The sequence below is a fragment of the Streptomyces hyderabadensis genome, from assembly GCF_020404845.1.
Classification (GTDB): Bacteria; Actinomycetota; Actinomycetes; order Streptomycetales; family Streptomycetaceae; genus Streptomyces; species Streptomyces hyderabadensis.
The window spans coordinates 1-26,989 of sequence record NZ_JAIOJZ010000050.1 but is presented as its reverse complement, the minus strand read 5'-3'; the positions used below and the strand labels follow the sequence as shown (position 1 = coordinate 26,989).

Genomic DNA, 26,989 nt, shown 5'->3' with positions numbered 1-26,989 from the left:
CGCTACGCCGACATCAGCAACCGGCCCCGCCGGGCGTCCGCGAGGGCGTCGGGAGTGAGGACGGGGCGCGGCACGAGGATGCCGCAGTCCGTGCAGACCGGTCCCGTCGAGGGCTCGTGGTCCAGGTCGTACTTCCAGACGAGGCGGTCCCCGTCGCACACCGGGCACACGGAGCCCGGCTCACGCTCCAGCGCCGAGATCAGCCGGCGCAGCACCTCCGCCAGCGGTCCGTCGGGGTGGACCCGGGGGTCGTCGCACCAGGCCACCCCGAACCCGCCCCAGGTCAGCCGGTGCCAGTCGTCCACGCTGCCCGGCCTGCGCAGCCCGTCGTGCTTCTCCTTCCTGCGCCGCTCGGCGAACTCGACCTCGTACGCCAGCCACACCGAACGCGCCTCCTCCAGCTCCTCCAGTGCGGCCACGAGCCGCGCCGGGTCGGGGGAGCGGTCCTCGGGACCGAATCCGGCCCGGGAGCAGAGATGGTCCCAGGTCGCCCTGTGTCCATAAGGGGCAAAACGCTCAAGGCACTTGCGCAGCGAATAGCGCCGCAACGCCAGGTCGCACCGTGGATCGCGGACCTGTCTCGCCAGACTTCGGAAACCGGCCATCGCCCTGCACCTCCGTCACACCTGCACCTGTACTTGGGTCACTTCGGCGTCGTCCTGCGGACGTCGCCGAATAGACGTATCGACAACCGATTCGGCTCCATCCGATTTCCGATGCCCCCCATAAGCCGATCCACCCGCTCCCAGAAAGTGACGCATGTTCACCTTCCAACTCGGGGATACCGGCGGTAACGTCCCGCCACACCCCACGTCGGGAGGAGCTGCCATGCCACGGCGCACCCCACGCAACGCCCTCGACAGAATGAGAACTCCCCGCGGCTTCCACGGGTTCCTGAAGGCCGCATCCGTATGCGCGCTCATTGCCGGAGTTTTGTCACCCCTTTCCCCGGCGATGGCCGCCGGGGACACGACCACCGAGGTCACGGCCGCACAAGCCGCCGCCAACGACCACTGCGGCGGGCAGTGTTCCGACATCCTGCCGCCCGGCCAGAACGGCAACGCCACCCTCGCCCAGATCCTCCTCAACCAGGCCTTCGGCACCCAGCCCGCGCACGCCGAGGACCAGCTCGGCCCCTACGCGAAGCTCGCCACCGGCTACACCGGCCTCACCAACGACAAGATCAACGACTTCTTCAACGACGCCTCCTTCGGCGTCCCGGACGGCCAGGCCGCCTCCACCGTCCGCCCCGCCGGACGCGACGACGTCACCATCGTCCGCGACAAGAAGACCGGTGTGCCGCACATCACCGGCACCACCCGCTACGGCACCGAGTTCGGCGCGGGCTACGCGGCCGCCCAGGACCGGCTGTGGCTGATGGACCTCTTCCGGCACGTCGGACGCGGCCAGTTGACCCCCTTCGCGGGCGGCGCCCCCGCCAACCAGGGCCTGGAGCAGCAGTTCTGGCGCAGCGCCCCCTACACCGAGGCCGACCTGGAGGCGCAGATCGAGAGCGCCGCCGCCAAGGCCGGTGAGCGCGGCGAGCTGGCCCTGGCCGACGTGGACGCCTACGTCGCCGGGGTCAACGCCTACATCGACGCCTCCGACAAGGGCCGCTACTTCCCCGGTGAGTACGTCCTGACCGGCCACAAGGACGCCATCACCAACGCCGGCACCATCGAGCACTTCAAGCGCACCGACCTGATCGCGCTGGCCTCCGTGATCGGCTCCCTCTTCGGCGCCGGGGGCGGCGGCGAGGTGAACAACGCGCTCTCCCTCCTGGCCGCCCAGGAGAAGTACGGCGTCGCCGAGGGCACGAAGGTCTGGGAGTCCTTCCGCCAGCGCAACGACCCCGAGGCCGTCCTCACCCAGCAGGACGGCAGCTTCCCCTACCTGCCCACCCCGGACGACCCGCAGGGCCGCGCCCTGCCCGACGCCGGGTCGGTCCAGGCGGAGCCCCTGGTGTACGACCGTACCGGCAGCGCCGGCGCGGCGGGCGCGACCGGCGCCTCCGCCAAGGCCGCGGACACCGCCGTGACCTCGGCGCGGCGCGGCATGTCCAACGCCCTCGTCGTCAGCGGCGAGCACACCGCGAGCGGCCACCCCGTCGCCGTCTTCGGACCCCAGACCGGCTACTTCGCCCCGCAGCTCCTCATGCTCCAGGAGATCCAGGGCCCCGGCATCAGCGCCCGCGGCGCCTCCTTCGCGGGCCTGAGCATGTACGTCGAACTCGGCCGCGGCCAGGACTACGCCTGGAGCGCGACCACCTCGGGCCAGGACATCATCGACACCTACGCGGTCGAGCTGTGCCAGGACGACTACCACTACCTCTACCGCGGCACCTGCACGCCGATGGAGAAGGTCGAGCGGCACAACGCCTGGAAGCCGACCGTCGCCGACTCCACCGCGGCCGGCTCCTACACGATGCGCGTCTGGCGCACCAAGTACGGACCGGTCGAGTCCCGTGCCACGGTCGGCGGCAAGAAGGTCGCCTACACCACCCTGCGCTCCTCATACATGCACGAGGCCGACTCGATCATCGGCTTCCAGATGCTGAACGACCCGGACTACCTCAACGGCCCGGAGCGCTTCCAGGGCGCCGTCCAGCACATCAACTACACCTTCAACTGGTTCTACGCCGACTCCGAGCACACCGCGTACTACAACAGCGGCGACAACCCCGTGCGCGCGGACGGCGTCGACGCCGAGTTCCCGGTCTGGGCGCGGCAGGCGTACGAGTGGCGGGACTGGGACCCGGCCGACAACACCGCCCGGTACACCGGCCCGTCGGCCCACCCGCAGTCGGTCGACCAGGACTACTACATCTCCTGGAACAACAAGCAGGCCGCGGACTACCCGGCCGCCTCCTGGGGCAACGGCTCCGTGCACCGCGGCAACCTCCTCGACGACCGGGTGAAGAAGCTGGTCGCCGAGGGCGGCGTCACCCGCACCGCGCTGGTGAAGGCCATGGCCGAGGCGGGCCTCGCCGACCTGCGCGCCGAGGACGTCCTGCCCGGCCTGCTGAAGGTGGTCGAGTCCGCGCCCGTGACCGACCCGGCGGCCAAGGCGGCCGTGGACGGCCTGAAGGCGTGGCTGTCGGAGGGCGGCGGCCTGCGCACGGAGACCTCGGCCGGGTCCAAGAAGTACGCCCACGCCGACGCGATCCGCACCCTGGACGCCTGGTGGCCGCTGCTGGTGAAGGCCGAGTTCGAACCCGGCCTCGGCGCCGGCCTCTACACCGCCTTCACCCGCAACCTGCCCGTCGACGAGTCCCCGTCCGCCGCCCACGGCCCGACCGGCGCCCACGCCGGCAGCGCCTTCCAGTACGGCTGGTGGAGCTATGTCGACAAGGACATCCGGTCCGTGCTCGGCGAGTCCGTCAAGGGCCCGCTGGCGCACACCTACTGCGGCGACGGCGACCTCGCCGCCTGCCGGGACACCCTGGTGACCACCCTGAAGGAGGCGGCGGGCCGCACGGCCGCCCAGGTCTATCCCGGCGACGACAACTGCTCGGCGGGGGACCAGTGGTGCGCCGACTCGGTGATCCACCGCACCCTCGGCGGCATCAAGCACGGCGGCATCAGCTGGCAGAACCGGCCCACCTACCAGCAGGTCGTGGAGTTCACGTCCCACCGGTGACCGGCCTGCCCGGCGCCTACTTGTAGAGCAGGTACTGGCGGCGTGTCCTCCTGAACGCCGCCAGTTCCCCCTCCCAGCCGGCCACCACCTCGTCGGTGTCCGCGCCCGCGTCGATCATCGTGCGCACCTGCGTGGAGCCGGTGAGCTTGTCGATCCAGTTGTCCGGCCGCCAGGCGAAGCCCTCCCAGGTCCGCCTGGCGGTCACCAGGAGGGCGATGCCGGTGCGCACCGGGTCGAACGCGGCCCGGTCGTGCACATGGAGCTGCACACCGCCGACGGTCTTGCCCGCGAACTTGGAGAAGGTCGGCGCGAAGTACGCCTCCCTGAACCGCACACCCGGCAGACCGACCTCGTTCGCCGCGGCGGCCCAGCCCCCGTCGACGCCCTCGGCGCCCAGCAGCTCGAACGGACGGGTGGTGCCGCGGCCCTCGGAGAGGTTCGTGCCCTCGAACAGACAGGTCCCCGAGTACACCAGCGCGCACTCCGGCGTCGGCATGTTCGGGCTCGGCGGCACCCAGGGCAGCCCGTAGGCGTCGTAGAACTCCGAGCGCTTCCAGCCCGTCATCGTCACCGTCTCCAGCGGCACCGGTGACGCCAGGAACTCGCCGTTGAAGAGCAGCGCCAGCTCGGCGACGGTCATGCCGTGCGCCTGCGCGATCGGCTGCCGGCCGACGAAGGTCGCGAACTCCTTGTGCAGGACGGGACCGAGGGCCGCCCGCCCGGTCACCGGGTTGGGCCGGTCCAGCACCACGAACCGCTTCCCCGCGAGCGAGGCCGCCTCCATGCAGTCGAACAGCGTCCAGATGTACGTGTAGAAGCGCGCGCCCACGTCCTGGATGTCGAAGACGACGGTGTCCACGCCGGACGCGGTGAAGACGTCCGCGAGCGGCTGCCCGCTCTTCAGGTAGGTGTCGTAGACCGGCAGCCCGGTCGCGGGGTCGTCGTAGCGCCCCTCGGAGCCGCCCGCCTGCGCCGTGCCGCGGAAGCCGTGCTCGGGGCCGAAGACGGCCGTCAGGTTCACCCGGTCGTCGGCGTGCATGACGTCGACGATGTGGCGCACGTCCCGGGTGATGCCGGTCGGGTTGGTGACGACGCCGACCTTCTGTCCGCTGAGCGGGGCGTATCCGCCGTCGGCGAGGCGCTCGAAGCCGGTGCGCAGCCGGCGGCCGCCGTGCCCCGCGGGAGCGGCCTGCGCCGGGCCCGCCGACGCGGCGGCGGCCGTGGTGCCGGCCGCCACCGCGGCCGTCGTGGCGAGCAGGTTCCGTCTGGACAGCGTCATGCGGTGACCTCCGTGATCGCGGCGGGTGTCATGCGCACGCACGCTAACCCGCACCCCGGGGCCCGGGGAATGGAGTAGACCGCGGTTCGCCTCTTCCGTACGACATACCGACTGGTTAGTCTGGCGCTGCAACGGGGAGCGAGCAGTGTCCGAGCCGTGCCCGAGCCGTGTCGAAGGAGACCGATGGTGGAAGCCGTGCAGGATGCCGGAGTCGTCGTCACCGGGGCGGGAGGCGGCATCGGGGCCGCGCTGGCCCGCCGCTTCGCCGCCGAGGGGGCCCGGGTCGTCGTCAACGACCTGGACGCCGGCCGGGCGAAGGCCGTCGCCGACGAGATCGGCGGCATCGCCGTCCCCGGCGACGCCTCCGCGATCGTCACCGAGGCCCGCGACGCGCTGGGCGGCAGGGTCGACGTGTACTGCGCCAACGCGGGCGTCGGCTGCGGAGGTTCGGAGTCCGCGGCGGAGGCCGTCTGGGCGCTCGCCTGGGACGTCAACGTCATGGCCCATGTCCGCGCGGCCCACGAACTGCTCCCCGACTGGCTGGAGCGCGGCAGCGGCCGTTTCGTCTCCACCGTCTCGGCCGCCGGGCTGCTCACCATGATCGGCGCCGCCCCCTACAGCGTCACCAAGCACGGCGCGTACGCCTTCGCCGAGTGGCTGTCCCTGACGTACCGCCACCGCGGGGTCAAGGTCCACGCCATCTGTCCGCAAGGCGTGCGCACCGACATGCTGGCCGCCACCGGCAGCGCGGGCGACCTGGTGCTCCAGCCCACCGCGATCGAACCGCAGGACGTCGCGGACGCCCTGTTCAAGGGCATCGAGGAGGACCGCTTCCTGATCCTGCCGCACCCCGAGGTGGCGGAGTACTACCAGGCCCGGGCCACCGAACCCGACCGCTGGCTGCACGGCATGAACCGGCTCCAGCGGCAGTGGGAGGAGGCCACGGCCCGGTGACCGGCTCCCCGTACGCGGCCAAGCCGTGGCTCGGCCTGCTGACCGACGCGCAGAAGGCCCCGCTCGACCCCGACCCCTCCCTCGTGCACGCCCTGCGCCGGGCGGCCGCCGAGGCCCCCGACCGCGTCTTCCTCGCCTACTTCGACGGCCGCCTCACCTACCGCGAGGTGGACGAGCTGAGCGACTCCGTCGCCGGGCACCTCGCCGCGCGCGGCCTGGAGCGGGGCGACCGGGTCGCGGTCCTGCTGCAGAACTCCCCGCACTTCGTGCTCGCCGTGCTGGGCGCCTGGAAGGCGGGCGCGGTCGTCGTGCCGGTCAACCCGATGTACAAGTCCCGGGAGGTCGGCCACGTCCTGCGGGACGGCGAGGTGGCCGCGCTGGTCTGCTCCGACCGGGCCTGGGAGTCGTACCTGCGCGAGACGGCCGCCGACTCGCCGGTGCGGATCGTGCTCACGGGGTGCGAGCTGGACTTCCAGACCCGCCAGGACACGCGCGTGCTGACGTTCGAGCGGCTGCCGGACGCCCCCGACGCCGACGACCTCGCCCGGGTGGCCCGCGCCGGACACCGGGCACCCGCGGGCCGCGATCCGGAGCCGGGCGACACCGCGCTCATCAGCTACACCTCGGGCACCAGCGGCACACCCAAGGGCGCCACCAACACCCACCGCAACATCATGTACAACGCCGAACGGCAGCGCACCGGGCTCCCGCTGCCCGAGGCGCCCGTCTACTTCGCGCTGGCCCCGCTGTTCCACATCACCGGCATGGTCTGCGAGTTCGGCGCCTGCCTGAACAGTGTGGGCACGCTCGTCCTGGCGTACCGCTTCGAGGCGGGGGTCGTCCTGGACGCGTTCGCCGAGCACCGGCCGCACTACACGGTCGGCCCGTCCACGGCCTTCATGGCGCTCGCCGCCCACCCCTCCGTCACCCCCGGACACTTCGCGTCGTTCGCGAACATCTCCTCGGGCGGCGCCCCGCTGCCGCCCGCCCTGGTGGAGAAGTTCCGCGCGGGCTTCGGCCCGTACATCCGCAACGGCTACGGGCTCACCGAGTGCACCGCGCCCTGCGCCTCCGTGCCGCCGCACCTGGAGGCCCCGGTGGATCCCGTCTCGGGGGCCCTGGCGGTCGGCGTGCCCGGCCCGGAGACCGTCGTGCGGATCGTCGACGACCAGGGCGCGGAGGTGCCCTTCGGGGAGCAGGGCGAGATCGTCGTCAGCGGCCCGCAGGTCGTCCCCGGCTACTGGCGCCGCCCGGACGCCACCGCCGAGACCTTCCCCGGCGGCGAGCTGCGCACCGGCGACATCGGGTTCATGGACGCCCAGGGGTGGCTCTACGTCGTCGACCGCAAGAAGGACATGATCAACGCCTCCGGCTTCAAGGTCTGGCCGCGCGAGGTCGAGGACGTGCTGTACACCCACCCCGCGGTGCGCGAGGCCGCCGTCGTCGGCGTGCCCGACGGGTACCGTGGCGAGACCGTCAAGGCGTACATCAGCCTCCGGCCGGGCGCCGCCACGGACCCGGACGCACTCGTCGCGTACTGCGAGGAGAGACTGGCCGCCTACAAGTACCCGCGCCAGGTGGAGATCCTGCCCGACTTGCCGAAGACGGCGAGTGGGAAGATCCTCCGTCGGGAACTGCGTTCCGGTAACCACGGGACGCAGCAGTGAACGGACAGTGAAAAGGAAAGGCAGGTGACGGCAGTGCCCAGGACCACGGACGGGGACGGCACTCCGGTGCCGCAGCGGCTCCTGGCCGCCGCCACCCGGCTCTTCGCCGAGCAGGGCTACGACCGCACCTCGGTTCAGGAGATCGTCGAGGCGGCAGGCGTCACCAAGGGGGCGCTCTACCACTACTTCGGCTCCAAGGACGACCTGCTGCACGAGGTGTACGCGCGCGTGCTCCGCCTCCAGCAGGAACGCCTGGACGCCTTCGCGGACGCCGACGAACCGGTCGAGAAGCGGGTGCGGGACGCGGCGGCCGACGTGGTCGTCACGACCATCGACAACCTCGACGACGCGTCGATCTTCTTCCGCTCCATGCACCAGCTCAGCCCGGAGAAGAACAAGCAGGTGCGCGCCGAGCGCCGGCGCTACCACGAGCGCTTCCGCGCGCTCATCGAGGAGGGTCAGCGGACCGGCGTCTTCACCAAGGAGACCCCGGCCGACCTGGTGGTGGACTACCACTTCGGGTCCATCCACCACCTGTCCACCTGGTACCGGCCCAACGGACCGCTCAGCCCGCAGGAGGTCGCCGACCACCTCGCCGACCTGCTGCTGCGGGCGTTGCGGCCGTGACATCGCCGTGAGGCGCGCCCCGGAGGTTCCCGGGGGCGCGCCTTCGTTCGGGGGTACTGCTGTGATCTAGAGGTACTTCTTGATCTCCCGCCGGGCCAGCGAGCGCTGGTGGACCTCGTCCGGGCCGTCGGCGATCATCAGCGTCCGCGCGCCCGCGTACAGCTCGGCCAGCGGGAAGTCCTGGCTCACGCCGCCCGCGCCGTGCAGCTGGATCGCCCGGTCGATGATGTCGACCACCGCGCGGGGCGTGGCGATCTTGATGGCCTGGATCTCGGTGTGGGCGCCCTTGTTGCCCACGGTGTCCATCAGCCAGGCGGTCTTCAGCACGAGGAGCCGCAGCTGCTCGACGGTGACCCGGGCGTCCGCGATCCAGTTGTGCACCACGCCCTGCTGGGCCAGCGCCTTGCCGAAGGCGTTGCGGGACACCGCGCGGCGGCACATCAGCTCGATCGCGCGCTCGGCCATGCCGATCAGCCGCATGCAGTGGTGGATGCGGCCCGGACCGAGGCGGGCCTGGGCGATCGCGAAGCCGCCGCCCTCCTCGCCGATCAGGTTCGTCACCGGCACGCGCGCGTGGTCGAAGGTCACCTCGGCGTGGCCGCCGTGGTAGTGGTCCTCGTAACCGAAGACCTGCATCGCGCGGTTGACGGTCACACCGGGCGTGTCGCGCGGGACCAGCACCATGGACTGCTGGCGGCGGATGTCCTCGCCGTCGGGGTCGGTCTTGCCCATCACGATGAAGATCTTGCAGTCCGGGTTCATCGCCCCGGAGATGTACCACTTGCGGCCGGTGATGACGTACTCGTCGCCGTCGCGCTCGATGTGCGTGGTGATGTTCGTGGCGTCCGAGGAGGCGACGTCCGGCTCCGTCATCGCGAACGCCGAGCGGATCTCGCCGGCGAGCAGCGGCTCCAGCCACTGCTTCTGCTGCGCCTCGTCGGCGAACTGGGCCAGCACCTCCATGTTCCCGGTGTCCGGCGCAGCGCAGTTCGTCGCCGTCGGCGCCAGCTGCGGGCTGCGGCCGGTGATCTCGGCGAGCGGGGCGTACTGGAGGTTGGTGAGGCCGGCGCCGTGTGCGGCGTCGGGCAGGAACAGGTTCCACAGGCCCTGGCGGCGGGCCTCCGCCTTCAGGTCCTCCACGACCTGCGGCGTGTCCCACGGGGAGGCGAGCCGGGCGCGCTGCTCGTGGGCCACCTGCTCGGCCGGGTAGACGTACTCGTCCATGAAGGCGAGCAGCTTGGCGCGGAGTTCCTCGGTGCGTGCGTCGTACGCGAAGTCCATGGCGGTCAGCCCTCCTGAAGGGTGGTCAGGCCGTGCTCGATGAAGACGGGGACGAGGTCGCCGATGCGGTCGAAGCCGCGGCCGACCGTCTGGCCCAGGGTGTAGCGGTAGTGGATGCCCTCCAGGATCACGGCGAGCTTGAACCAGGCGAACGCCGTGTACCAGGCGACGGCGGACACGTCGCGTCCCGAGCGGGCGGCGTACCGCTCGATCAGCTCGGCCGGGGCCGGGTGGCCGGGGGCCTGGGCGGTGGTGGAGACGGGGGAGTCGGGCAGGCCGAGCGGGCTGCTGTACATCACCAGCAGGCCGAGGTCGGTGAGCGGGTCGCCGAGCGTGGACATCTCCCAGTCGAGGATCGCCCGGATCTCGTCGTCCTCCCCGCCGATCAGGACGTTGTCGAGGCGGTAGTCGCCGTGCACGACGGTGGGGGAGGGCGAGCGGGGCAGTTCCCGGCCGAGGGTGGCGTGCAGTTCGTCGATGCCGGCCAGGTCGCGGTTGCGCGAGGCGTCGAGCTGCTTGGCCCAGCGGCGCAGCTGGCGGTCCAGGAAACCCTCGGGGCGGCCGAAGTCTCCGAGACCCACCCCGGCGGGGTCCACCGCGTGCAGCCCGACCAGCGTGTCGACCAGGTTCAGCACGGCGGCGCGGGTGCGCTCGGGCCCGAGGGGGGCGAGCTGTTCGGCGGTGCGGTACGGGGTGCCGTCGACGAACTTCATCACGTAGAAGGGCGCTCCCAGCACCTCCTCGTCCTCGCACAGCAGCACCGGGCGCGGCACGGGTACGTCGGTCGGGTGCAGGGCACTGATGACGCGGTGCTCGCGCCGCATGTCGTGCGCGGTGGCCAGGACGTGGCCGAGCGGCGGCCGTCGGACGACCCAGCGGGCGGTGCCGTCCGAGACGGCGTAGGTGAGGTTCGACCGTCCGCCCTCGATCAGCCGGCCGGACAGCGGGCCGGTCACCAGACCGGGCCGCTCGCGGTCGAGCAGGACGCGCAACCGGTCGAGATCGAGTCCGGGCGGGTGGTCGGGGCTCATCGTCTCTCCCTGGGACGGGTGAACAGTACCCGACACATGATGCCGACCGGTCGGTATGCCGTCCAGTAGGGAGGCGGAACGTGATCGGCGCCTCAGCGGACCAGGAACGCCCCGCAGACGGCGAGGGCCAGCGTGCACAGGGCCGCGGCGGCGGCGTGCCGCGGGGTGAGGTCGCGGGGCCGGTGCGCCGCGGCGAGGGTGGTGATACGGCCGTGGGCGATCCGGAGGAAGGCCAGCCACAGCGCGCAGCACAGGGCGGCGGCGAGCACCGAGACGGTCGTCGCACCGTCGTGCAGCGCGGTCTTCCCGGCGAGTACGGCGACGACGGTGCCGGACAGGGTGGTGCGGCGCCAGGCGAGCCGGGTGCGCTCGGGCTGGAGCCCGGGGTCGCGGTCCGCGGGTGCCGCGTCGGCGCCGGTCACGCTCAGCCCTCCCAGCCGACGAGGACCACGACGACCATCACGACGGCGACCACGGCGACGACCAGGCTGAGCAGCGCCGGGAAGCGCGAGACGGGGAGGTCCTCGCCGCGGCGCATGGCGCGTTCGCAGCGCGCCCAGTGGTTCACGGCCCGCAGCGCGCACAGCACACCGGCGGCGAGCAGCGCGAGCGCGAGCCCTACCCGCCAGCCCCGGCTCAGGTCGGGCAGGAACTGGTCCACCGCGAACCCGCCGCCGATCAGCGCGAGGGCGGTACGCAGCCAGGCGAGGAACGTCCGTTCATTGGCCAGCGAGAACCGGTAGTCGGGGGTGGTCCCCTCGCGCCGCACCTCCCCGGGCACGAACCACAACCGAACACTCCGCACGAAACCGATCACCCGGGGACCCTATCCGGCCGCCGCCGCGGATGCCTGCGGGTGCCTGCGGCGCTTGTGCGGTTCGGTGGGGGGTGCGCTATGCCTGCGGCGCCTGTGCGGGTTCGGTGGGGGTTCGCGGTGCGCGGTGCGTGGTTTGTGGGTCGGGGCCGCGCCGGGGGGTGTTCGTCCTCGGAACGGCGCGGAATCGGTTGGCCTAGAGGTTCCCGGCGTTGACGCGCCAACCGCTGCGGGCGAACACCCCCCGACACGTCCCCTTCCCGCCGTACGCGGCTTTCCCGCCGCGTCGCCCCCGCGTAGCTGCGGGCAGTCGCCAGCCGCCGCCGCTGCGGGCAGTCGTCGGCCGCCGCCGCTGCGGGCAGTCGTGCCGCTTGGGCGGCACGGGTGGGCGCAGCGGCACCCCGGTAGCGCCGGGCCGCGCGACCCACCCCCGCGCCCACACCAACGCCGGGTGCCGAGGCAACGCCCGTTCAGCGCACGCCCCGCCAGGCCCGCAGCCGCGCATACGCCGCAGCCCCGTCCGGCACGAACTCCCACTCCCCGAGCCGCCCCTCCAGCTCGGCCTCCGGCAGGAACCCGTACCAGGCCACCTCCTCCACCTGAGGAGACACCGCCCCCGCCACCCGCACCTCGTACACCGCCGACCACCAGGCCCGCCCCGCCCCGTCGTCGTAGAGGAACTTGAACAGGAACTCCGGCCGCGGCAGCCCGCTCACCCCCAGCTCCTCCTCCGCCTCCCGCAGCGCCGCGTCGTCGTAGGACTCGCCCGCGCCCACCACCCCGCCGACGAACATGTCGTACAACGCGGGAAACACCAGCTTCGTCGCCGTGCGGCGGTGGACGAAGACCCGCCCCTCGGGGTCCCGGGCCCACACGAACACGCACCGGTGCCGCAGTCCCCGGGCGTACGCGTCGCCCCGCCGGGCCCGGCCGACGACACGGTCGTTCTCGTCGACGACGTCGAGGATCTCGTCAGCAGAACTCATGCGCCCCATCCAAGCAGCCGCCGCCTCAGCTCCGCTCCAGCGCCCGTTCGCGGCCGCTCTCGCCCGTGCCCTGCGGCATCGCCGGGTGCAGGCCCAGCAGGACGATGCCCGCCACGACCGCCGCGAGGCCGCCCGCCTGCCACGCGAGCGCCCCGGCGTCGGTGTGCAGCCGGTCGCCGAGGAAGCCGACCCCGCAGGCGATGCCCGCGAGCGGCTGGGCCGCGGTCAGCGCGGGCAGCGACCTGCGCAGGGGCGCCGTCTCGAAGGCGCTCTGGACCAGGACCAGGCCCGTGACGCCGAGCACCACCACGGCGTACGGCTGCCAGCCCGTCAGCAGCTCCGCGAAGCCGCCCGCCGAGAAGCGCCGGCCGCTCACCCGGGTCAACGCGTCCTGCACCCCGTACAGCAGACCCGCGGCCACGGCCAGCAGCGTCGGGCCCCAGGTCAGCCGCAGCCGGGCGGCGCACAGCGTGAGCAGGAGGGCCAGGCCCAGCATCACGCCGACGATCAGCCAGTGCCGCAGCGGATCGGTCACCGCGCTGCCCCCGCGTGGCTCACCCGCCAGGATGAACGCGGTCACCCCGCCCGCGAGCAGCGCGAGGCCGGCCCAGCCCTGGCGGCCCAGCGGCTGCCGGGTCTGGATGCGGGAGAGGGCGAGGGCGAACAGGAGGTTGGTCGCCAGGAGGGGCTCGACGAGGGTCAGTTCGCCGCCGCCCAGCGCGAGCGCGCCCAGCACCAGGCCGGCCACCATCAACCCCATGCCGGCCAGCCAGCGCGGCACCCGCACGAGGTCGAGCAGGAGGCGGGGCGAGAGGAAGTCGCCCAGCGGGGCGCGCTGGGCCGCGTTCTGCTGGAGGACGAAACCGAAACCCAGACAGCACGCGGCGCACACGGCGAGAACCAGAACGAGAACCGACACGCTGCGTACCTCGATCGTCAGTCGGGTCACGGGGGCGTCGGGGACGACTCTAGTGCGGGCGGGCTTCGGCTGCCGGGCGAGTGGCGCATTCGGGGCCGCGCCGGCCCCCCGTGTCCGAGGCGGCGACAGCGGTCCGAGGTGACGACAACTTCCCCTGGCGTCACGTGAGTTGACGCGTGTAACGGTTTGATTCCTCTTGACGTCAAGCCTTGGCTGCCGGTTTGCTGTGCGTGATCAGTTCATGGCAATCCGGCTACGACGACCTTCCGCGTCGCGTGAGGAAGTTTCCCGCGGTGTCCCCACCCCCGCCTCCGCTCGGCCGCGGCCGCAGACGCGCGGCCCAGGCCTTCGACGAGGCCCTCGACGACGTCGAACTCGTCGCCGCGCGTGCCGCGTTGGCCCAGGGGCGCTGGCACTCCGTCCGCTCGCTGCTGGTCCACACGGGTGACGACTGGGACCGCCGCGGGCACCGGGTGGCCGTACTGGCCCAGGAGTCCCACTGCGCTCCCTGGGCCCGTGAGTGGCTGCTCGCCGAACCCGACTCCGCCGACGCCTCCGTGCTGCTCGCCCACGCCCTGGTCCACCGGGCCCTGCGCGGCAAGGAGAAGCCCGCCCGGGTCCGCGAGGCCTGCCGGGACGCCGCCGCCCTGGTGCCGGACGATCCCACGCCCTGGCTCGGGCTCCTCGTGCTGGAGCGCTCCCTGGGCGCGGACGAGGACGTCGTCCGCGCCTTCGACGAGGTGCGCGGACGGTACGCCGACCACCACCACGCCCATCACCTGATGGTGGCCCGGCTCGCCGAGCGCGGCGGTGACGGCGGCCCCGACCCGCTGCACGAGGTGTACGACTTCGCCAACTGGGCCGCCGAGCAGGCGCCCGCCGACTCCCCGCTGGCCATCCTCCCGGTCGTCGCGCACGCCGAGCGCTACCGCGTGCTGGCCGCCGCCGGACACGAGTCCTCCGACCCGGCCGCCTCCGGCCACTGGGTCGGCCGGCGCGCCCGGCTGGTGATGAAGGCGGCCTTCGACTGGTGGCTGGAGTGGGAGCAGGACGGCCACCCGCGCCGGCTGATCGACCTCAACTTCCTCGCCCACGCCAAGACCTGCGAGGGTCGCGGCGCCGAGGCCGCCGCCCTGTTCCACCGCATCGGCGAGCACGCCACGCCGGCCCCCTGGTCGTACCCGGACCGCGACCCGTTCGCCGCCTTCCGCACCGCCCGCGCGGGCGCGCTCGGCACCGGCTGACCGCCGAAAGACCCGACGCACACCACCCACACGAGAGAAGGACGTCCTGCGATGACCACGGGCAGTTCGAGCACGAGCAGATCCGCGAGCAGTGGCGCCATCAGCACCTTCAAGGGCGAGGAGCGCGCGCTGCGGGCCGACCGGCTGGGCACGGGCGGGCTGCTCCTGTCCGTGCTCGCCGCCACCGCACCGCTGATGGTGGTCGCCGGCGTCATGCCCACCACCTTCGCGGTCATGGGCATCGTCGGACAGCCATTGCTCTTCGTGGTGCTGGGCGTGGTGCTGATCCTGTTCAGCCTCGGGTACGCCGAGATGAGCCGGCACGTCCACAACGCCGGCGCCTTCTACGCCTACATCTCCCGCGGACTCGGCGGCACCGCCGGCGCGGGCGCCGCCCTGGTCGCGCTGGTCGCCTACAACGCCCTCCAGGTCGGCATCTACGGCATCTTCGGCTTCGAGGTCTCCGGGCTGCTGTCCACCTACGCCGACCTCGACGTGGCCTGGTGGATCCCGGCGCTCCTCGCCGTGCTCGCGGTCGGCACGCTGGGCTGGCTGAAGATCGACGTCAACGCGCGCGTGCTGGGCGTCCTGCTGCTCATCGAGGTGGTGCTGGTGGTGGTGTTCGACATCGCCGCCGTCTCCGACCCGGGGGCGCAGGGGCTGTCGCTGCACGCCTTCAACCCGGACACCCTGAGCGGCGCCGGGGTCGGTACCGCGCTCTGCTTCTGCATCGCCGCCTTCCTCGGCTTCGAGCAGGCGCCGGTGTACGCCGAGGAGACCAGCCGGCCGCACGTGCTCGTTCCGCGTGTCATGTTCCTGGCGGTCGCGGGGGTCGCCGTCTTCTTCGCGCTCAGCAGCTGGGCCCTGACCGTGGCCACCGGCCCCGACCGGATCGTCGGCACCGCGCAGGAACAGAGCGCCGGACTGCTCTTCTTCCTGACCGAGTCACGGCTCGGCGACACCTTCACCGACGTACTGCACGTCCTGTTCGTCACCGGCATGTTCGCCGCGCTGCTGAGCTTCCACAACGTCGTCGCCCGGTACGCCTTCGCCATGGGGCGCGAGGGGCTGCTGCCCGCCGCCTTCGGGCGCACCAGCGGCACCAGCGGCGCGCCCGGCACCGGCTCGCTGCTCCAGACCGCCGTGTCCGCGGTCGTCGTCATCGGCTTCGCGATCGCCGACGACAAGCCGAACGGCGACCCGACCCAGCCCGTACTGCACCTATTCACCTGGGGCGGCAACATCGGTGCCCTCGGCGTGATCCTGCTGATGGCCGCCGCCTCGTTCTCCGTCGTGGCCTTCTTCGTCCGGCGCGGCGCCGCCGGGGCCCAGGGCGTGCGCCTGGTCACCTCCACCGTCGCGGGCCTGGCCCTGCTGGTGATCGCCGGCTACACGGTCAAGGACTTCGACGTCCTCGTCGGCGCGGGACCCGACTCCGCCCTCAGCTGGGTGCTGCCCGGCATCATCGGCCTCGCCGCGGTGGCCGGCGTGGTGCAGGGACTGGTCCTGCGCTCCCGCGCCCCCGAGCGGCACGCCCGCATCGGCCAGGGCAACGAGGCGTTCCAGCTGGACAAGGCCGCGTCCTCCTGACACCGGGCCGGGAACGGCGACGGGGTCGCAGCCCAGACGCGCCGGGCTGCGACCCCTGGAACGCGCCTCAGGCGGCCGGAGCCGCCCCGAAGTCCAGCAGCACCTTGCAGGACCGGCTCCGGTCCGCGGCCAGTTCGAACGCCGACGCCGCGTCCCGCACCGGCACCGCCGCGCTGACCAGCGCGTCGAACGCGGGCTCGGCCGCCAGCAGGCGCAGTGCCCCGTCGAACTCGCCGTCGAAGCGGAACGCCCCGCGCAGCTCGATCTCCCGGCTCACCAGCAGGTTCCCCGCGAAGGGGCTCGGCCCCGGGGGCAGCATGCCGAGCTGGACGACCACGCCGCCGCGCCGCACCAGCCGCAGACAGGTGTCGAGGCCCGCGGCCACCCCGGAGGCCTCGACGGCGGTGTCCACCTCCGCCGGCCAGTTCGCGTCCTGCGGATCGTCGGCCCGCACGAGCGTGTCGGCGCCGGCGGCCCGCGCGTACTCCAGGGCTGCGGGGAGCAGGTCCGTCACCGTCACGTGTGCGGCGCCCGCCGCCTTCGCCGCCGCGACCACCAGGCAGCCGATGGGCCCGGCCCCGGTCACCAGCACGTGCCGGCCGGACAGGTCCCCGGCCCGGCGTACGGCGTGCAGCGCGACGGACAGCGGCTCGGCGAGGGCGGCGCGGCGCATACCGAGCCCGGCGGGGAGGGCGCGCAGCTGTCCGGCGGGGACGACGATCCGCGCCGCGAAGCCGCCCTGGACGTGCGGGAAACGGGCCGCGCTGCCCAGGTACCGGGTGTCCCGGCAGACGTTGCGCCGCCCGTCCGCGCACTCCGGACACACCCCGCACGGGGTCGCCGGGTGCACGGCGACGGACGTACCGGCCGCCGGACCCGGTGTGTCCGGGGAGCCGTACGCCACGACCGTGCCGACCACCTCGTGCCCGAGCAGCATGGGCTCCCTGAGACGGAAGTCGCCGACGCCGCCGTGCCGCCAGTAGTGCAGGTCGGAGCCGCAGACGCCGCCGTAGCGGACGGCGACGAGCGCCTCGCCCGGACCGGGGCGCGGGACGGGTACGTCCTCGACCCGCAGGTCGCCCGCGGCGTGGATCACACAGCCCGGCACGACTGCCACCGCGGCGCTCACAGGACGCTCGTCATTCCGCCGTCGACGTACAGGATCTGGCCGCCGACGAAGTCCGCGGCGGGCGAGGCGAGGAACAGCAGCCCGCCCACCAGGTCCTCGGTACGGCCCCAGCGGCCCGCCGGAGTCCGTCCGCGCACCCAGGCGCTGAACTCCTCGTCCTCGACCAGCGGGCGGGTCAGCTCGGTCTCGATGTAGCCGGGGCCGAGGCCGTTGACCTGGACGCCGAGCGGGCCCCAGTCGGCGCACATGCCCTTGGTGAGCATCTTCAGCGCGCCCTTGGTGGCCGCGTAGGGCGCGATGCCCGGGCGGACCACCTCGCTCTGCAGCGAGCAGATGTTCACGATCCTGCCGTGGCCGCGCTCCGTCATCCGGCGTGCGGCCTCCCGGCCCACCAGGAAGGCGCTGGTGAGATTGGTGTCCAGGACGCGGTGCCAGTCCGCGTCCGCGAACTCCAGCAGGGGCGCCCGCAGCTGCATCCCGGCGTTGTTGACCAGGATGTCGAGCGGGCCCACCCGCTCCTCGACCGCCGCGATCCCGGCGGTGACGGACGGACCGTCGGTCACGTCGAACACCGCCGTGTGGACCTCGCCGGGCAGTCCGGCGGCGGCCTTCGCGAGGCGGTCGCCGTCGCGTCCGTTGAGGACCACCCGGCAGCCGGCCTCCGCGAGGCCCCGGGCCAGGGCCAGCCCGATGCCCCGGCTGGAGCCGGTCACCAGGGCGGTGCGCCCGGCGATGTCGAAGAGGGGATGGGCCGTCATCGTCGTACTCCCGTTCCTGCTCGCTGGTGCCTGGTGCCTGGCGCGGCTATATGACCAGGGACAACAGCAGGACCAGGGCACCGGCGACCACCGAGATGATCGTCTCCATCACGGACCAGGTCTTGATGGTCTGGCCGACGTTCAGCCCGAAGTACTCCTTCACCAGCCAGAAGCCGGCGTCGTTGACATGGCTGAAGAAGAGCGAGCCGGCGCCGATGGCCAGCACCAGCAGGGCGGCGTGCGTGGTCGACATGTCGGCCGCGAGCGGCGCGACCAGACCGGCCGCCGAGACGGTCGCCACCGTCGCCGAACCGGTCGCCAGCCGGATCGCCACCGCGATCAGCCAGGCCAGCAGCAGCGCCGGGATCGACCAGTCCTTGGAGATCTCCAGGATCATCTGGCCCACGCCGGAGTCGATCAGCGTCTGCTTGAAGCCGCCGCCCGCGCCGACGATCAGGAGGATGCCCGCGATGGGGGCGAGCCCCTTCTCGACCAGGCCGGAGAGGCGGTCCTTGCCGAAGCCGGCGGGCCGCAGCAGCGTGAAGATGCCGACGATCACGGCGACCAGCAGGGCGATCAGCGGGTTGCCGATGACGTCGAAGGTGCGCTGCAGCACGTTCTCCGGGTCGTCGACGATGATGTCGACGAGCGCCTTCAGCAGCATCAGCACGACCGGCAGCAGGATCGTGGCCAGCGTGGCGCCGAAGCCGGGGCGCTTGTCCAGCGTCTCGGAGGCGCGCTGCGGGATCATGCGGTCCGGGGCCGGGACGTCCACCCAGCGGGCCGCGTACTTCGAGAACACGGGGCCCGCGATGATCACCGTCGGGATCGCGATCAGCACGCCCAGCGCCAGGGTCACGCCGAGGTTGGCGTCCACCGCGTCGATGGCGACCAGCGGGCCGGGGTGCGGCGGGACCAGACCGTGCATCACGGACAGACCGGCCAGGGCCGGGATGCCGATCCGCATCAGCGAGTAGTTGCCGCGCTTGGCGACCATGAGGACGACCGGGATCAGCAGCACGATGCCGACCTCGAAGAACAGCGGCAGTCCGATGACCGAGGCGATCAGCACCATCGTCCACGGCATCGAACGGGGCGTGGCCTTGGCGAGGATGGTGTCCACGATCTGGTCGGCGCCGCCGGAGTCGGCGAGCATCTTGCCGAGGATCGCGCCGAGGGCGATCAGAACGCCGACACCCGCGACGGTGGAGCCGAGCCCGGCGGTGAAGCTGGTGATGACCTTGTCCAGCGGCGCACCGGCGAACGCGCCGAGCGCCAGTGACCCGATGGTCAGCGACAGGAAGGCATGCAGCTTGAACTTGGTGATGAGCAGGACGATGACGGCGATGCCCAGGAGCACGGCGATGCCCAGCTGGGCGTGGCCCGCCGAGGTGATCGGCTCGACGGGGTCCGCTGCCAGCATCTCGACGCTGAGTCTGGTCACGGTGGTTCCCTTGCGGTGATGGGGACTGGGGGGAGTCCGGGGCCGTACGCGCGGAGGGCGGCACGACCCCGGGGGGAGGGGGTGTGGGGGGTTACTGGACCGGCTCGGGAAGTCCCCGCAGGGCGTCGACCGCCCGTTCGGTGATCTCCTCGGGCGTGCCGGCGACGTCCACGGCGACTCCCGCCTCGTCCGGCTCCAGGGGCTGGAGCGTGGCGAACTGGGAGTCGAGCAGTGCCGTCGGCATGAAGTGGCCCTGCCGGTGCGACATCCGGTCCTCGATCAGCTCACGGCTGCCCGTGAGATGCACGAAGACGACACCGGGAGCGGCGGCCCGCAGCCGGTCGCGGTACGACCGCTTCAGCGCCGAACTGCTCACCACCCCACCGAGCCCGGCACGCCCGTGCGCCCAGCCGCCGATGGCGTCCAGCCAGGGCCAGCGGTCCTCGTCGGTGAGCGGGGTGCCGGCCGTCATCTTGGCGATGTTGGCCGGGGGGTGGAAGTCGTCGCCCTCGGCGTAGGGAACGCCGAGCCGGGCCGCGAGCAGGGGACCGATGGTGGTCTTCCCGGTGCCCGCGACGCCCATGACCACGACCACGTGGGGGGTGTGCAGTTGCTGCATCGCACTCTCGCTGTCTGCTGTCTTCGTCGACACCTGATGTCGACGTAACTGAAACTCATTAGGTACGACGACTTCAAGAGTCTGTGACATATAAGTCTGACTTTTTATTCCGGTGACGTGCCCCGTACGCTGAGTGCATGAGCACACCGGGCCGGGGGCTGCACGGCCGCGTACTGGACACCCTCGGCCCCGCGATCACAGCGGGCGAATACCCCGCGGGCAGCGTGCTGCGCACGGACGAGCTGGCCCAGCGTTTCGAGGTGTCGCGCTCGGTGATGCGGGAGGCGGTCCGGGTGCTGGAGTCCATGCACCTCGTCGAGTCGCGCCGCCGCGTCGGCGTCACCGTCCTGCCCGAGTGCGAGTGGAACGTCTACGACCCCCAGGTCATCCGCTGGCGCCTGGCCGGCTCCGAACGCCCCCGGCAACTGCGCTCCCTGACCGTGCTGAGGTCGGCCGTCGAACCGGTCGCGGCGGGCCTGGCCGCCCGGCACGCCACGGCGGAGCAGTGCGCCGAGCTGACCGAGTGCGCGCTCGGCATGGTCGCCAACTCACGCGGTCACCGCCTGGAGGAGTACCTCTTCCACGACGTGGCCTTCCACCGCGTCATCCTCACCGCCTCCGGCAACGAGATGTTCGCCCGCCTAGGCGGCGTCGTCGCCGAGGTCCTGGCCGGCCGCACCCACCACGACGTGATGTTCGAGGACCCCGACCCGGCCGCCGTCACCCTGCACGTCCAGGTCGCCGAGGCGGTCCGGGCCCGCGACGCCGAGCGCGCGGAGCGGCTCACCCGGGAGATCACGGAGGGCGCGCTCCAGGAGCTGGACATCCTGGCGCCGTAGCCCACGGACCCGCCGGGCGTCCTGCGTGCCGGGGTGCTACGCGAGGAACTCCCCGTCCACGTACACCCACGCCCCGTCCACCCGCTCGAACCGGCTCCGCTCGTGCAGCGAGCCACCCCGGTAGGACGCCCGGAACGTCACGGTCCCGGTGGCGTGGAAGGCGGAGCCGTCGGCCGTGTCCAGGATCTCCAGGCCGGTCCACCGCATGCCCGGGTCGAGATCGAGCCGCGCCGGCCGTGTCCGCGGGTGCCAGGTGCGCAGCAGATAGCCCGCGTCCCCCTTCACGAAGGCGCTGTAGCGCGAACGCATCAGGGCCTCGGCGGTCGGGGCGGCGGCAGTCCCGGCATGGAAACGGCCGCAGCACCGCTCGTACGGCTCGGGCCGCCCGCAGGGGCAGGGAGGGGTGGTCATGGCGACCACTGTAGGTGGTCGAGGACACTGTCCCGGAAAAGCAGAAAACCCCTGCTCGGCAGGGGTCTCAGCTGGTGTCCGAGGGGGGACTTGAACCCCCACGCCCGATAAAGGGCACTAGCACCTCAAGCTAGCGCGTCTGCCATTCCGCCACCCGGACTAGGTGTCTGTCGCGTGGGTTTCTCCCGCGGCGACGACGTAAACATTACCAGGCTTTCCGGGGTGGCCGATCACCCCTCCTTGGGCCCGGACGGGGTGAGGGGGAGGATGAGGGGGACCCACCAGCAGTGACAGCGGGAGGAACCACGTGAGCGACTCGGGCACGGCCAGGAGCGTCACCGGCGAGGACGAGGTCGTCGACCTCTGCCGCGAGCTGATCCAAATCGACACCAGCAACTACGGCGACCACTCGGGGCCGGGCGAGCGCAAGGCCGCCGAGTACGTCGCCGAGAAGCTCGCCGAGGTGGGACTCGAACCGAAGATCTTCGAGTCCCACCCCGGACGCGCCTCCACGGTGGCCCGGATCGAGGGCGAGGACCCGTCCCGGCCGGCGCTGCTCATCCACGGCCACACCGACGTGGTCCCGGCCAACGCGGACGACTGGACCCACCACCCCTTCTCCGGGGAGGTCGCCGACGGCTGCGTGTGGGGGCGCGGTGCCGTCGACATGAAGGACATGGACGCGATGACCCTCGCGGTCGTCCGTGACCGGCTGCGCAGCGGGCGCAAGCCCCCGCGGGACATCGTGCTGGCGTTCCTCGCCGACGAGGAGGCGGGCGGCACGTACGGCGCCCGGCACCTCGTGGACCACCACCCCGACCTCTTCGAGGGCGTCACCGAGGCGATCAGCGAGGTGGGCGGCTTCTCCTTCACCGTGAACGAGCAGCGCCGCCTGTACCTGATCCAGACGGCCGAGAAGGGCATCCACTGGATGAAGCTGACGGTGGCCGGCACCGCGGGGCACGGGTCGATGATCCACCGCGACAACGCCATCACCGAGCTGTCCGAGGCCGTCGCGCGCCTGGGCCGGCACAAGTTCCCGGTCCGCGTCACCAAGACGACCCGGGCCTTCCTCGACGAACTGGGCGACGCGCTCGGCACCGAGCTGGACCCGGAGGACATGGAGGGCACCCTCGCCAAGCTCGGCGGCATCGCCAAGCTCATCGGCGCGACCCTGAGCAACACCGCCAACCCCACCCAGCTGGGCGCGGGTTACAAGGTCAACGTCATCCCCGGCGAGGCCACCGCGCACGTCGACGGGCGTTTCCTGCCCGGGTACGAGGAGGAGTTCCTCGCCGACGTCGACCGGATCCTCGGACCGCTCGTGCGGCGCGAGGACGTGCACGCCAACAAGGCCGTCGAGACCACCTTCGACGGGGCGCTGGTCGACGCGATGCAGTCCGCCCTGGTGGCCGAGGACCCGGCCGCGAAGGCGATCCCCTACATGCTCTCCGGCGGCACGGACGCCAAGTCCTTCGACGAACTCGGCATCCGGGGCTTCGGCTTCGCGCCGCTCAAGCTGCCGCCCGAGCTGGACTTCGCGGGCATGTTCCACGGTGTCGACGAGCGGGTGCCGGTGGAGGGACTCCGGTTCGGCGTGCGGGTGCTCGACCGCTTCATCGACGCGTCCTGATTCGCCCGTGCGTACGGGAGGCGACCGGGACGAGTGAATGCGCTCATAAGCTCGTAGCCTCATTACTCCCTCCTCGTTACAGGTGATGCGATCGGCAATTTTGGGATCGCGTTTGCCAACTAGGAGGAACAATGCTCAAGAAGGTCGTCGCCGCAGCGGCAGCCACCGGTGGTCTGGTTCTCGCGGGCGCGGGCATGGCCGTCGCCGACTCCGGTGCCCAGGGTGCCGCCGTGCACTCGCCCGGCGTCCTTTCCGGCAACGTCGTTCAGGTCCCCGTGCACGTGCCGGTGAACGTCTGCGGCAACACGATCTCCGTGATCGGTCTGCTGAACCCCGCCTTCGGCAACGTCTGCATCAACAAGTGACGTTGTGCCCCGCCCCGTGAGGGTCTGATTCCGCCGGCCCCGGAGTGCACGCCATGCGCTCCGGGGCCGACGGCCTTTCGGGGGACATTCGAGGCGGGAGGACGACGGCAAGGCCGGAATTCCGGCACTCTCGGCAATCTCGGTACCACGGGACCAGGACAAGGCAGGGATTCAGGAAATGCGACAGGTCACCCGCAAGGGCCTGATGACGATGGCGGCGGCCACCGGCGTGCTCGCCGCCGCGGGCGGTGCCGCCCACGCGGACTCGGGCGCGCACGGCTCCAGTTCGGGTTCGCCCGGCGTGGCGTCCGGCAACACGGTGCAGGCCCCGGTGCACGTGCCGGTGAACGTCTGCGGCAACACGGTGGACGTGGTCGGCATCCTCAACCCGGCGATGGGCAACGCGTGCGCCAACAAGGGCGGCGGTGCCTCCGGGGGACACGGCGGACACGGCGGCTCCGGGAGCGAGGGCGGCTCGCACGGCGGCTCCCACGCGGGCGGCCACGCCACGGACTCGCCGGGGGTCGCCTCCGGCAACCACGTCGAGGTGCCGATCGAGGTGCCGGTGAACGTGTGCGGCAACAGCATCGACGTCGTCGGTGCCCTCAACCCCACCACCGGAAACGACTGCGGCAACGGGGGTGACGGGGGCCACTCGACGCCTCCCGGCGACCACGAGACGCCTCCCGGCGAGCCGAACAACCCCGGCAATCCCGGCAACCCCGACACACCGGACAAGCCGTCCGCTCCGGACGACGAGACGCCGGACGACTCCACGGACCGCAGCCGGCCCGGCACCCAGACCGTCGACCAGCCCCGCGGCGACGTGGCGCTCGCCGAGACCGGCAGCGACCTGCCGCTGGGACTGGCCCTGCCGGTCGGCGCCGGCGCGCTGCTCGCGGGCACGGTGCTCTACCGCAAGGCGCGCGCCTCGGCCTGAGACGGGCGCGGCGGCACATGCAGCGGGCTCCGCACCGGCGGGGCCCGCTCCGTTTCCACCTCCGTCACCAGGTGGCGCGCACCTGGCGGATGATCCGCCGCCGCAACCGCACCTTGCGGCTGCCGTCGCGCAGCAGGGTCAGGCGGTACAACTCCCAGTGTCCGTACTCGGCATGGTCCGTCAGCTGACGTGTCGCCTCCTTGCGGGTGACCCCGCGCGGTAGGTACACATCGACAAATTCGTATTCCGGCATCGAATCTATTGTGCGGGCTGGGGCCCGGTACGGATAGCGTCTGCACTATGTCTGATGCTGCGCAGCCCACCGCTGCCGAGGTACGCGCCGCCGCCGAGGCGGTCAAGACCGCGCTCGACCGCCACCTGTCCGCGGTCGAACGCCGGTCGGGAGAGGAAGACCCGGCCGTCTACGACGCGTTCAACGAGCTGGCCGCGGCCGCGGAGGCGTACGACGAACTGCTCTACGACCGGTACGACGAGGTCACACCCTTCGAGATCCCCGGCGAGGACACGCTGCCGCCGTACACGGGCCCCGAGGAACCCAGCGCGCTGAGCGTCCTGATCCGCCGCGACTACGCCGTGGCGGAGCCGCAGCGGCTGATGGCCCAGGCCCGGCGGGTGGAGGCGGCGGACGAGGAGGCGCCGGGCACGGAGGCCTCGGGCACGGTGCACGGCGCCCTCGGCCTCCTCTTCGGCGAGTTCGAGCCGGACGAGATCGCCTCCCGGCACAAGGAGTTCGGCCTGGAGGAGGGCGACTCCACGCTCTGGGTGACGGCGGCCGACGAGAGCGCCGAGCCCGGCGAGTGGCTGGAGGCCCCCTTCGAACAGGTCGACCCGCAGCGGGTGGTCTGCCGGTTCGACGTCAGCGCGGTCTTCGACGAGGAGTTCGACGACGACATCGACGGCGACGACGAGGACATCGACGACGGCGACGCCGCGAACGGCGACGCCGAGAACGGCGACGCCGACCTCGCGGAGCTGGACGAGGACCTGGACACGGACCTCGACGAGGACGGTGAACCCGCGCGGCTGGAGGCGGACCGCTGACGGGTCGGGCGGGCGTGCCCCGGCCGTTCCCCCGGGGGCCGGGGCCCCACGACGGCGCGGGGCGCTGTGTGGCCCACCGCGTGGCGTGTGCCGGCGCTGCGGGCACCTTCGACTGCGCGGGCTGCTGGGCCGCTGAGACGGCGGGGGTCGTTGTGTCCCGGGAGCGGTGCGGGATGCTGCGGCCTTTGAGGTGCCGGGGGTCGCTGGGGCCCTGAGACGGCAGGGGTCGTTGCGTCCCGGGAGCGGTGCGGGATGCTGCGGCCTTTGAGGCGCCGCGGGGCGCTGGGCCCCTGAGACGGCGGGGTCGTTGCGTCCCCGGGGCGGCGCGGGATGCTGCGGCCTTCGAGATGCCGGGGGTCCTTGCGGCCCTGGGACGGCGAGGGGCCCTGCGACCCCTGTGACGGTGCCCGGGTGCCGCGGCCCCCGTGGCGTGCGCCGGGCCACCGCCCCTGCGGGCCCCCGTGGGGTGCGCAGGAGCGGTGGTCTCGGGTCCCCGTGGGGTGCGCCGGGGCGGTGGCCTCTGCGGTCGCTCCGGCCGGTCGTGCGGGGTGACTGCGGTCGGGGTCTGGCGGTCCCGGTCAGTCGGTGACCGGGACCTGGGGGGTCAGCAGCGCCGGCAGGCGGGTCGTGCGGGGCTTGGCCGGGATGTCGGCCACGGCGCGGGGGAGTGCCTGCTCGACACCGTGCACCACGGACAGGTGCCGGGCGGCCCGGCCGAAGGCCGTGTAGATCCAGGGGCGGCTGAGGGCCTGCACGGCGTCGCCGGGCAGCACCACGACCACCGCGGGCCAGCGGCCGCCCAGCGCCTGGTGGGCGGTGAGCGCCCAGCCGTGCCGCACGGAGCCCTCAACGCGGTCCCTGGGCACGACCACGGTCTCGCCCGCGCACGACAGGTGCAGACCGTCGGCGTCGGCCGTGACCACCCGGCCGGGCAGCACCCGGCCCGGCGCGGGCGTGTGCACCACCCGGTCGCCGGGGTCGAAGCCGCCGAAGCGGCCGGGGCCGGGGTTGAGGCGTTCCTTGAGCGCGGCGTTGAGCACGCGCGTGCCCGCGGCACCGCCGTGCCCCGGTGTGATCACCTGCGTCTCCTCGGCCGGGACGCCGATCGCGCGCGGCACCGAGTCGGCCACGAGCTGGACGGTGCGGTGCACGGCCTCGCCCGCGTCCCGCACCGGCACGATCACGACCTCCTTGCCGGGTGCCTCCACCTGCCCCAGCTCACCGATGCCGATGCCGGAGACCAGCTCGCCGAGCGGACCGGGGTCCGGGCACCGCGAGGCGATCTGCGGGCAGACCCGTGCCGCCAGCAGGTCCGCGAAGACCCGCCCGGGGCCCACCGACCAGAGCACCGCCGGGTCCCCGGCCAGCACCAGCCGGGCCCCGTCCGGCAGTGACTCGGCGAGCAGGGCCCCCGCCTCGACGTCGAGCTGGGGCGCGTCGAGCACGACGAGCAGATCGAGGTCCAGGGCGCCGTCGGCGTCCCGCCCGGGACCCTCGGCGCCGGTCAGCAGCCCGGTCACGGTGACCGCGGCGGGGGCCTCCGGCCCCGGGGAGGGCTGCTCGGCCGACGCGGTGCCCAGCAGGGCGGCGAAGCGGTCGCGGCCCAGCGGGCCGGGCGCGGCGGCCCAGGCCCGCAGGCCCAGGGCGTGCGCCGCGTGCAGCAGGGCGGCGGGCTCGGCCAGGGACGCCTCGCCACCGGTGTGCAGGACCAGCCCGTGGCCCGCGACGGCACGGATCAGCTCGGCCGCCGAGCCCTGG

Annotated in this window: 26 protein-coding genes and 1 tRNA gene; 11 read left to right on the top strand and 16 right to left on the bottom strand. The window is 72.6% G+C overall.

All coding sequences use genetic code 11. The features are described from left to right. Nucleotides 1-2: 2 nt before the first annotated feature. Complete coding sequence (locus tag K7854_RS29630; RefSeq protein ID WP_226029631.1) at nt 3-605, bottom strand: hypothetical protein; 603 nt, start codon at nt 603-605, stop codon at nt 3-5. A 223-nt stretch (nt 606-828) separates the two neighbouring features. Here K7854_RS29630 and K7854_RS29625 point away from each other — a divergent pair, with 223 nt between their 5' ends. Then, on the top strand, nt 829-3,639 hold the full coding sequence (locus tag K7854_RS29625) for a penicillin acylase family protein (protein ID WP_226029630.1): 2,811 nt from the start codon (nt 829-831) through the stop codon (nt 3,637-3,639). Between the two features lie 16 nt (nt 3,640-3,655). Here the strand turns inward: K7854_RS29625 and K7854_RS29620 are convergent, their stop codons facing one another. Next, on the bottom strand, nt 3,656-4,918 hold the full coding sequence (locus tag K7854_RS29620) for an exo-beta-N-acetylmuramidase NamZ family protein (RefSeq protein WP_226029629.1): 1,263 nt from the start codon (nt 4,916-4,918) through the stop codon (nt 3,656-3,658). Between the two features lie 183 nt (nt 4,919-5,101). On the opposite strand from K7854_RS29620, the gene K7854_RS29615 reads away from it, so the two are divergent. From K7854_RS29615 to K7854_RS29605, 3 genes are read left to right on the top strand one after another with little or no spacing between them, the layout of a single operon-like run. Further along, nucleotides 5,102-5,872, top strand: a complete 771-nt coding sequence (locus K7854_RS29615) for an SDR family oxidoreductase (protein ID WP_226029628.1) — start codon at nt 5,102-5,104, stop codon at nt 5,870-5,872. Continuing rightward, nucleotides 5,869-7,539, top strand: a complete 1,671-nt coding sequence (locus K7854_RS29610) for a class I adenylate-forming enzyme family protein (protein WP_226029627.1) — start codon at nt 5,869-5,871, stop codon at nt 7,537-7,539. The genes K7854_RS29615 and K7854_RS29610 overlap by 4 nt, the downstream gene beginning before the upstream one ends. Nucleotides 7,540-7,572: 33 nt before the next feature. Further along, complete coding sequence (locus K7854_RS29605; protein WP_087810197.1) at nt 7,573-8,166, top strand: TetR/AcrR family transcriptional regulator; 594 nt, start codon at nt 7,573-7,575, stop codon at nt 8,164-8,166. Between the two features lie 66 nt (nt 8,167-8,232). Here K7854_RS29605 and K7854_RS29600 read toward each other — a convergent pair whose 3' ends face one another. The 6 genes from K7854_RS29600 to K7854_RS29575 all read right to left on the bottom strand — a co-directional run bounded on the left by K7854_RS29600 (nt 8,233) and on the right by K7854_RS29575 (nt 13,197). After that, nucleotides 8,233-9,447, bottom strand: a complete 1,215-nt coding sequence (locus K7854_RS29600) for an acyl-CoA dehydrogenase (RefSeq protein WP_226029626.1) — start codon at nt 9,445-9,447, stop codon at nt 8,233-8,235. Between the two features lie 5 nt (nt 9,448-9,452). After that, on the bottom strand, nt 9,453-10,478 hold the full coding sequence (locus tag K7854_RS29595; RefSeq protein WP_226029625.1) for a phosphotransferase family protein: 1,026 nt from the start codon (nt 10,476-10,478) through the stop codon (nt 9,453-9,455). Nucleotides 10,479-10,570: 92 nt separating this feature from the next. Then, nucleotides 10,571-10,900, bottom strand: coding sequence for a DUF202 domain-containing protein (locus tag K7854_RS29590; protein ID WP_226029624.1), 330 nt, complete (start codon nt 10,898-10,900; stop codon nt 10,571-10,573). 2 nt (nt 10,901-10,902) lie between these two features. Then, nucleotides 10,903-11,295, bottom strand: coding sequence for a YidH family protein (locus K7854_RS29585; protein ID WP_226029623.1), 393 nt, complete (start codon nt 11,293-11,295; stop codon nt 10,903-10,905). A 467-nt stretch (nt 11,296-11,762) separates the two neighbouring features. Continuing rightward, a complete protein-coding gene (locus tag K7854_RS29580; RefSeq protein WP_226029622.1) occupies nt 11,763-12,278 on the bottom strand; it encodes an NUDIX hydrolase in 516 nt (171 codons plus the stop codon). A gap of 25 nt (nt 12,279-12,303) precedes the next feature. Beyond that, nucleotides 12,304-13,197 (bottom strand): DMT family transporter, encoded by an 894-nt coding sequence (locus tag K7854_RS29575; protein WP_226029621.1) that lies wholly within the window; start codon nt 13,195-13,197, stop codon nt 12,304-12,306. A gap of 293 nt (nt 13,198-13,490) precedes the next feature. Here K7854_RS29575 and K7854_RS29570 point away from each other — a divergent pair, with 293 nt between their 5' ends. Together K7854_RS29570 and K7854_RS29565 are read left to right on the top strand one after the other, a co-directional pair. Next, nucleotides 13,491-14,441, top strand: a complete 951-nt coding sequence (locus K7854_RS29570) for a tetratricopeptide repeat protein (RefSeq protein WP_226029620.1) — start codon at nt 13,491-13,493, stop codon at nt 14,439-14,441. 51 nt (nt 14,442-14,492) lie between these two features. Further along, on the top strand, nt 14,493-16,031 hold the full coding sequence (locus tag K7854_RS29565; RefSeq protein ID WP_226029619.1) for an APC family permease: 1,539 nt from the start codon (nt 14,493-14,495) through the stop codon (nt 16,029-16,031). A gap of 67 nt (nt 16,032-16,098) precedes the next feature. Here the strand turns inward: K7854_RS29565 and K7854_RS29560 are convergent, their stop codons facing one another. The 4 genes from K7854_RS29560 to K7854_RS29545 form a co-directional block, all read right to left on the bottom strand. Further along, entirely contained in the window at nt 16,099-17,139 is a 1,041-nt protein-coding gene (locus K7854_RS29560; RefSeq protein ID WP_226029658.1) for an L-idonate 5-dehydrogenase, read from the bottom strand. A gap of 17 nt (nt 17,140-17,156) precedes the next feature. Then, nucleotides 17,157-17,918, bottom strand: coding sequence for an SDR family oxidoreductase (locus tag K7854_RS29555; protein ID WP_226029618.1), 762 nt, complete (start codon nt 17,916-17,918; stop codon nt 17,157-17,159). Nucleotides 17,919-17,964: 46 nt separating this feature from the next. Next, entirely contained in the window at nt 17,965-19,362 is a 1,398-nt protein-coding gene (locus K7854_RS29550) for a GntP family permease (RefSeq protein ID WP_226029617.1), read from the bottom strand. A 91-nt stretch (nt 19,363-19,453) separates the two neighbouring features. Then, nucleotides 19,454-19,981: a gluconokinase gene (locus K7854_RS29545; RefSeq protein ID WP_226029616.1), complete on the bottom strand. Its 528-nt coding sequence runs from the start codon at nt 19,979-19,981 to the stop codon at nt 19,454-19,456. Nucleotides 19,982-20,118: 137 nt separating this feature from the next. On the opposite strand from K7854_RS29545, the gene K7854_RS29540 reads away from it, so the two are divergent. Beyond that, complete coding sequence (locus K7854_RS29540) at nt 20,119-20,820, top strand: FadR/GntR family transcriptional regulator (protein WP_109033633.1); 702 nt, start codon at nt 20,119-20,121, stop codon at nt 20,818-20,820. A 36-nt stretch (nt 20,821-20,856) separates the two neighbouring features. Here K7854_RS29540 and K7854_RS29535 read toward each other — a convergent pair whose 3' ends face one another. Together K7854_RS29535 and K7854_RS29530 are read right to left on the bottom strand one after the other, a co-directional pair. After that, complete coding sequence (locus tag K7854_RS29535; protein ID WP_226029615.1) at nt 20,857-21,231, bottom strand: YchJ family protein; 375 nt, start codon at nt 21,229-21,231, stop codon at nt 20,857-20,859. Nucleotides 21,232-21,303: 72 nt separating this feature from the next. Beyond that, nucleotides 21,304-21,391 (bottom strand) — tRNA-Leu (locus K7854_RS29530). 147 nt (nt 21,392-21,538) lie between these two features. Between K7854_RS29530 and K7854_RS29525 the strand changes: the two genes are divergently transcribed. The 3 genes from K7854_RS29525 to chpC all read left to right on the top strand — a co-directional run bounded on the left by K7854_RS29525 (nt 21,539) and on the right by chpC (nt 24,169). Next, nucleotides 21,539-22,864 (top strand): M20/M25/M40 family metallo-hydrolase, encoded by a 1,326-nt coding sequence (locus K7854_RS29525; protein WP_226029614.1) that lies wholly within the window; start codon nt 21,539-21,541, stop codon nt 22,862-22,864. A gap of 131 nt (nt 22,865-22,995) precedes the next feature. Next, nucleotides 22,996-23,229 carry a chaplin ChpH gene (gene chpH / locus K7854_RS29520; protein ID WP_003977150.1) on the top strand — a complete coding sequence of 78 codons (234 nt, stop codon included), beginning with the start codon at nt 22,996-22,998 and terminating at the stop codon, nt 23,227-23,229. 178 nt (nt 23,230-23,407) lie between these two features. Continuing rightward, on the top strand, nt 23,408-24,169 hold the full coding sequence (gene chpC / locus K7854_RS29515; protein WP_226029613.1) for an LAXTG-anchored chaplin ChpC: 762 nt from the start codon (nt 23,408-23,410) through the stop codon (nt 24,167-24,169). A gap of 64 nt (nt 24,170-24,233) precedes the next feature. On the opposite strand, the gene K7854_RS29510 is transcribed toward chpC, so the two are convergent. Beyond that, nucleotides 24,234-24,422: a DUF5703 family protein gene (locus K7854_RS29510; protein ID WP_007388288.1), complete on the bottom strand. Its 189-nt coding sequence runs from the start codon at nt 24,420-24,422 to the stop codon at nt 24,234-24,236. 47 nt (nt 24,423-24,469) lie between these two features. Here K7854_RS29510 and K7854_RS29505 point away from each other — a divergent pair, with 47 nt between their 5' ends. After that, nucleotides 24,470-25,231, top strand: coding sequence for a hypothetical protein (locus tag K7854_RS29505; protein WP_226029612.1), 762 nt, complete (start codon nt 24,470-24,472; stop codon nt 25,229-25,231). A gap of 578 nt (nt 25,232-25,809) precedes the next feature. Here K7854_RS29505 and K7854_RS29500 read toward each other — a convergent pair. Then, on the bottom strand, nt 25,810-26,989 hold a 1,180-nt coding region (locus tag K7854_RS29500), incomplete at its 5' end, for an ATP-dependent DNA helicase (RefSeq protein WP_226029611.1).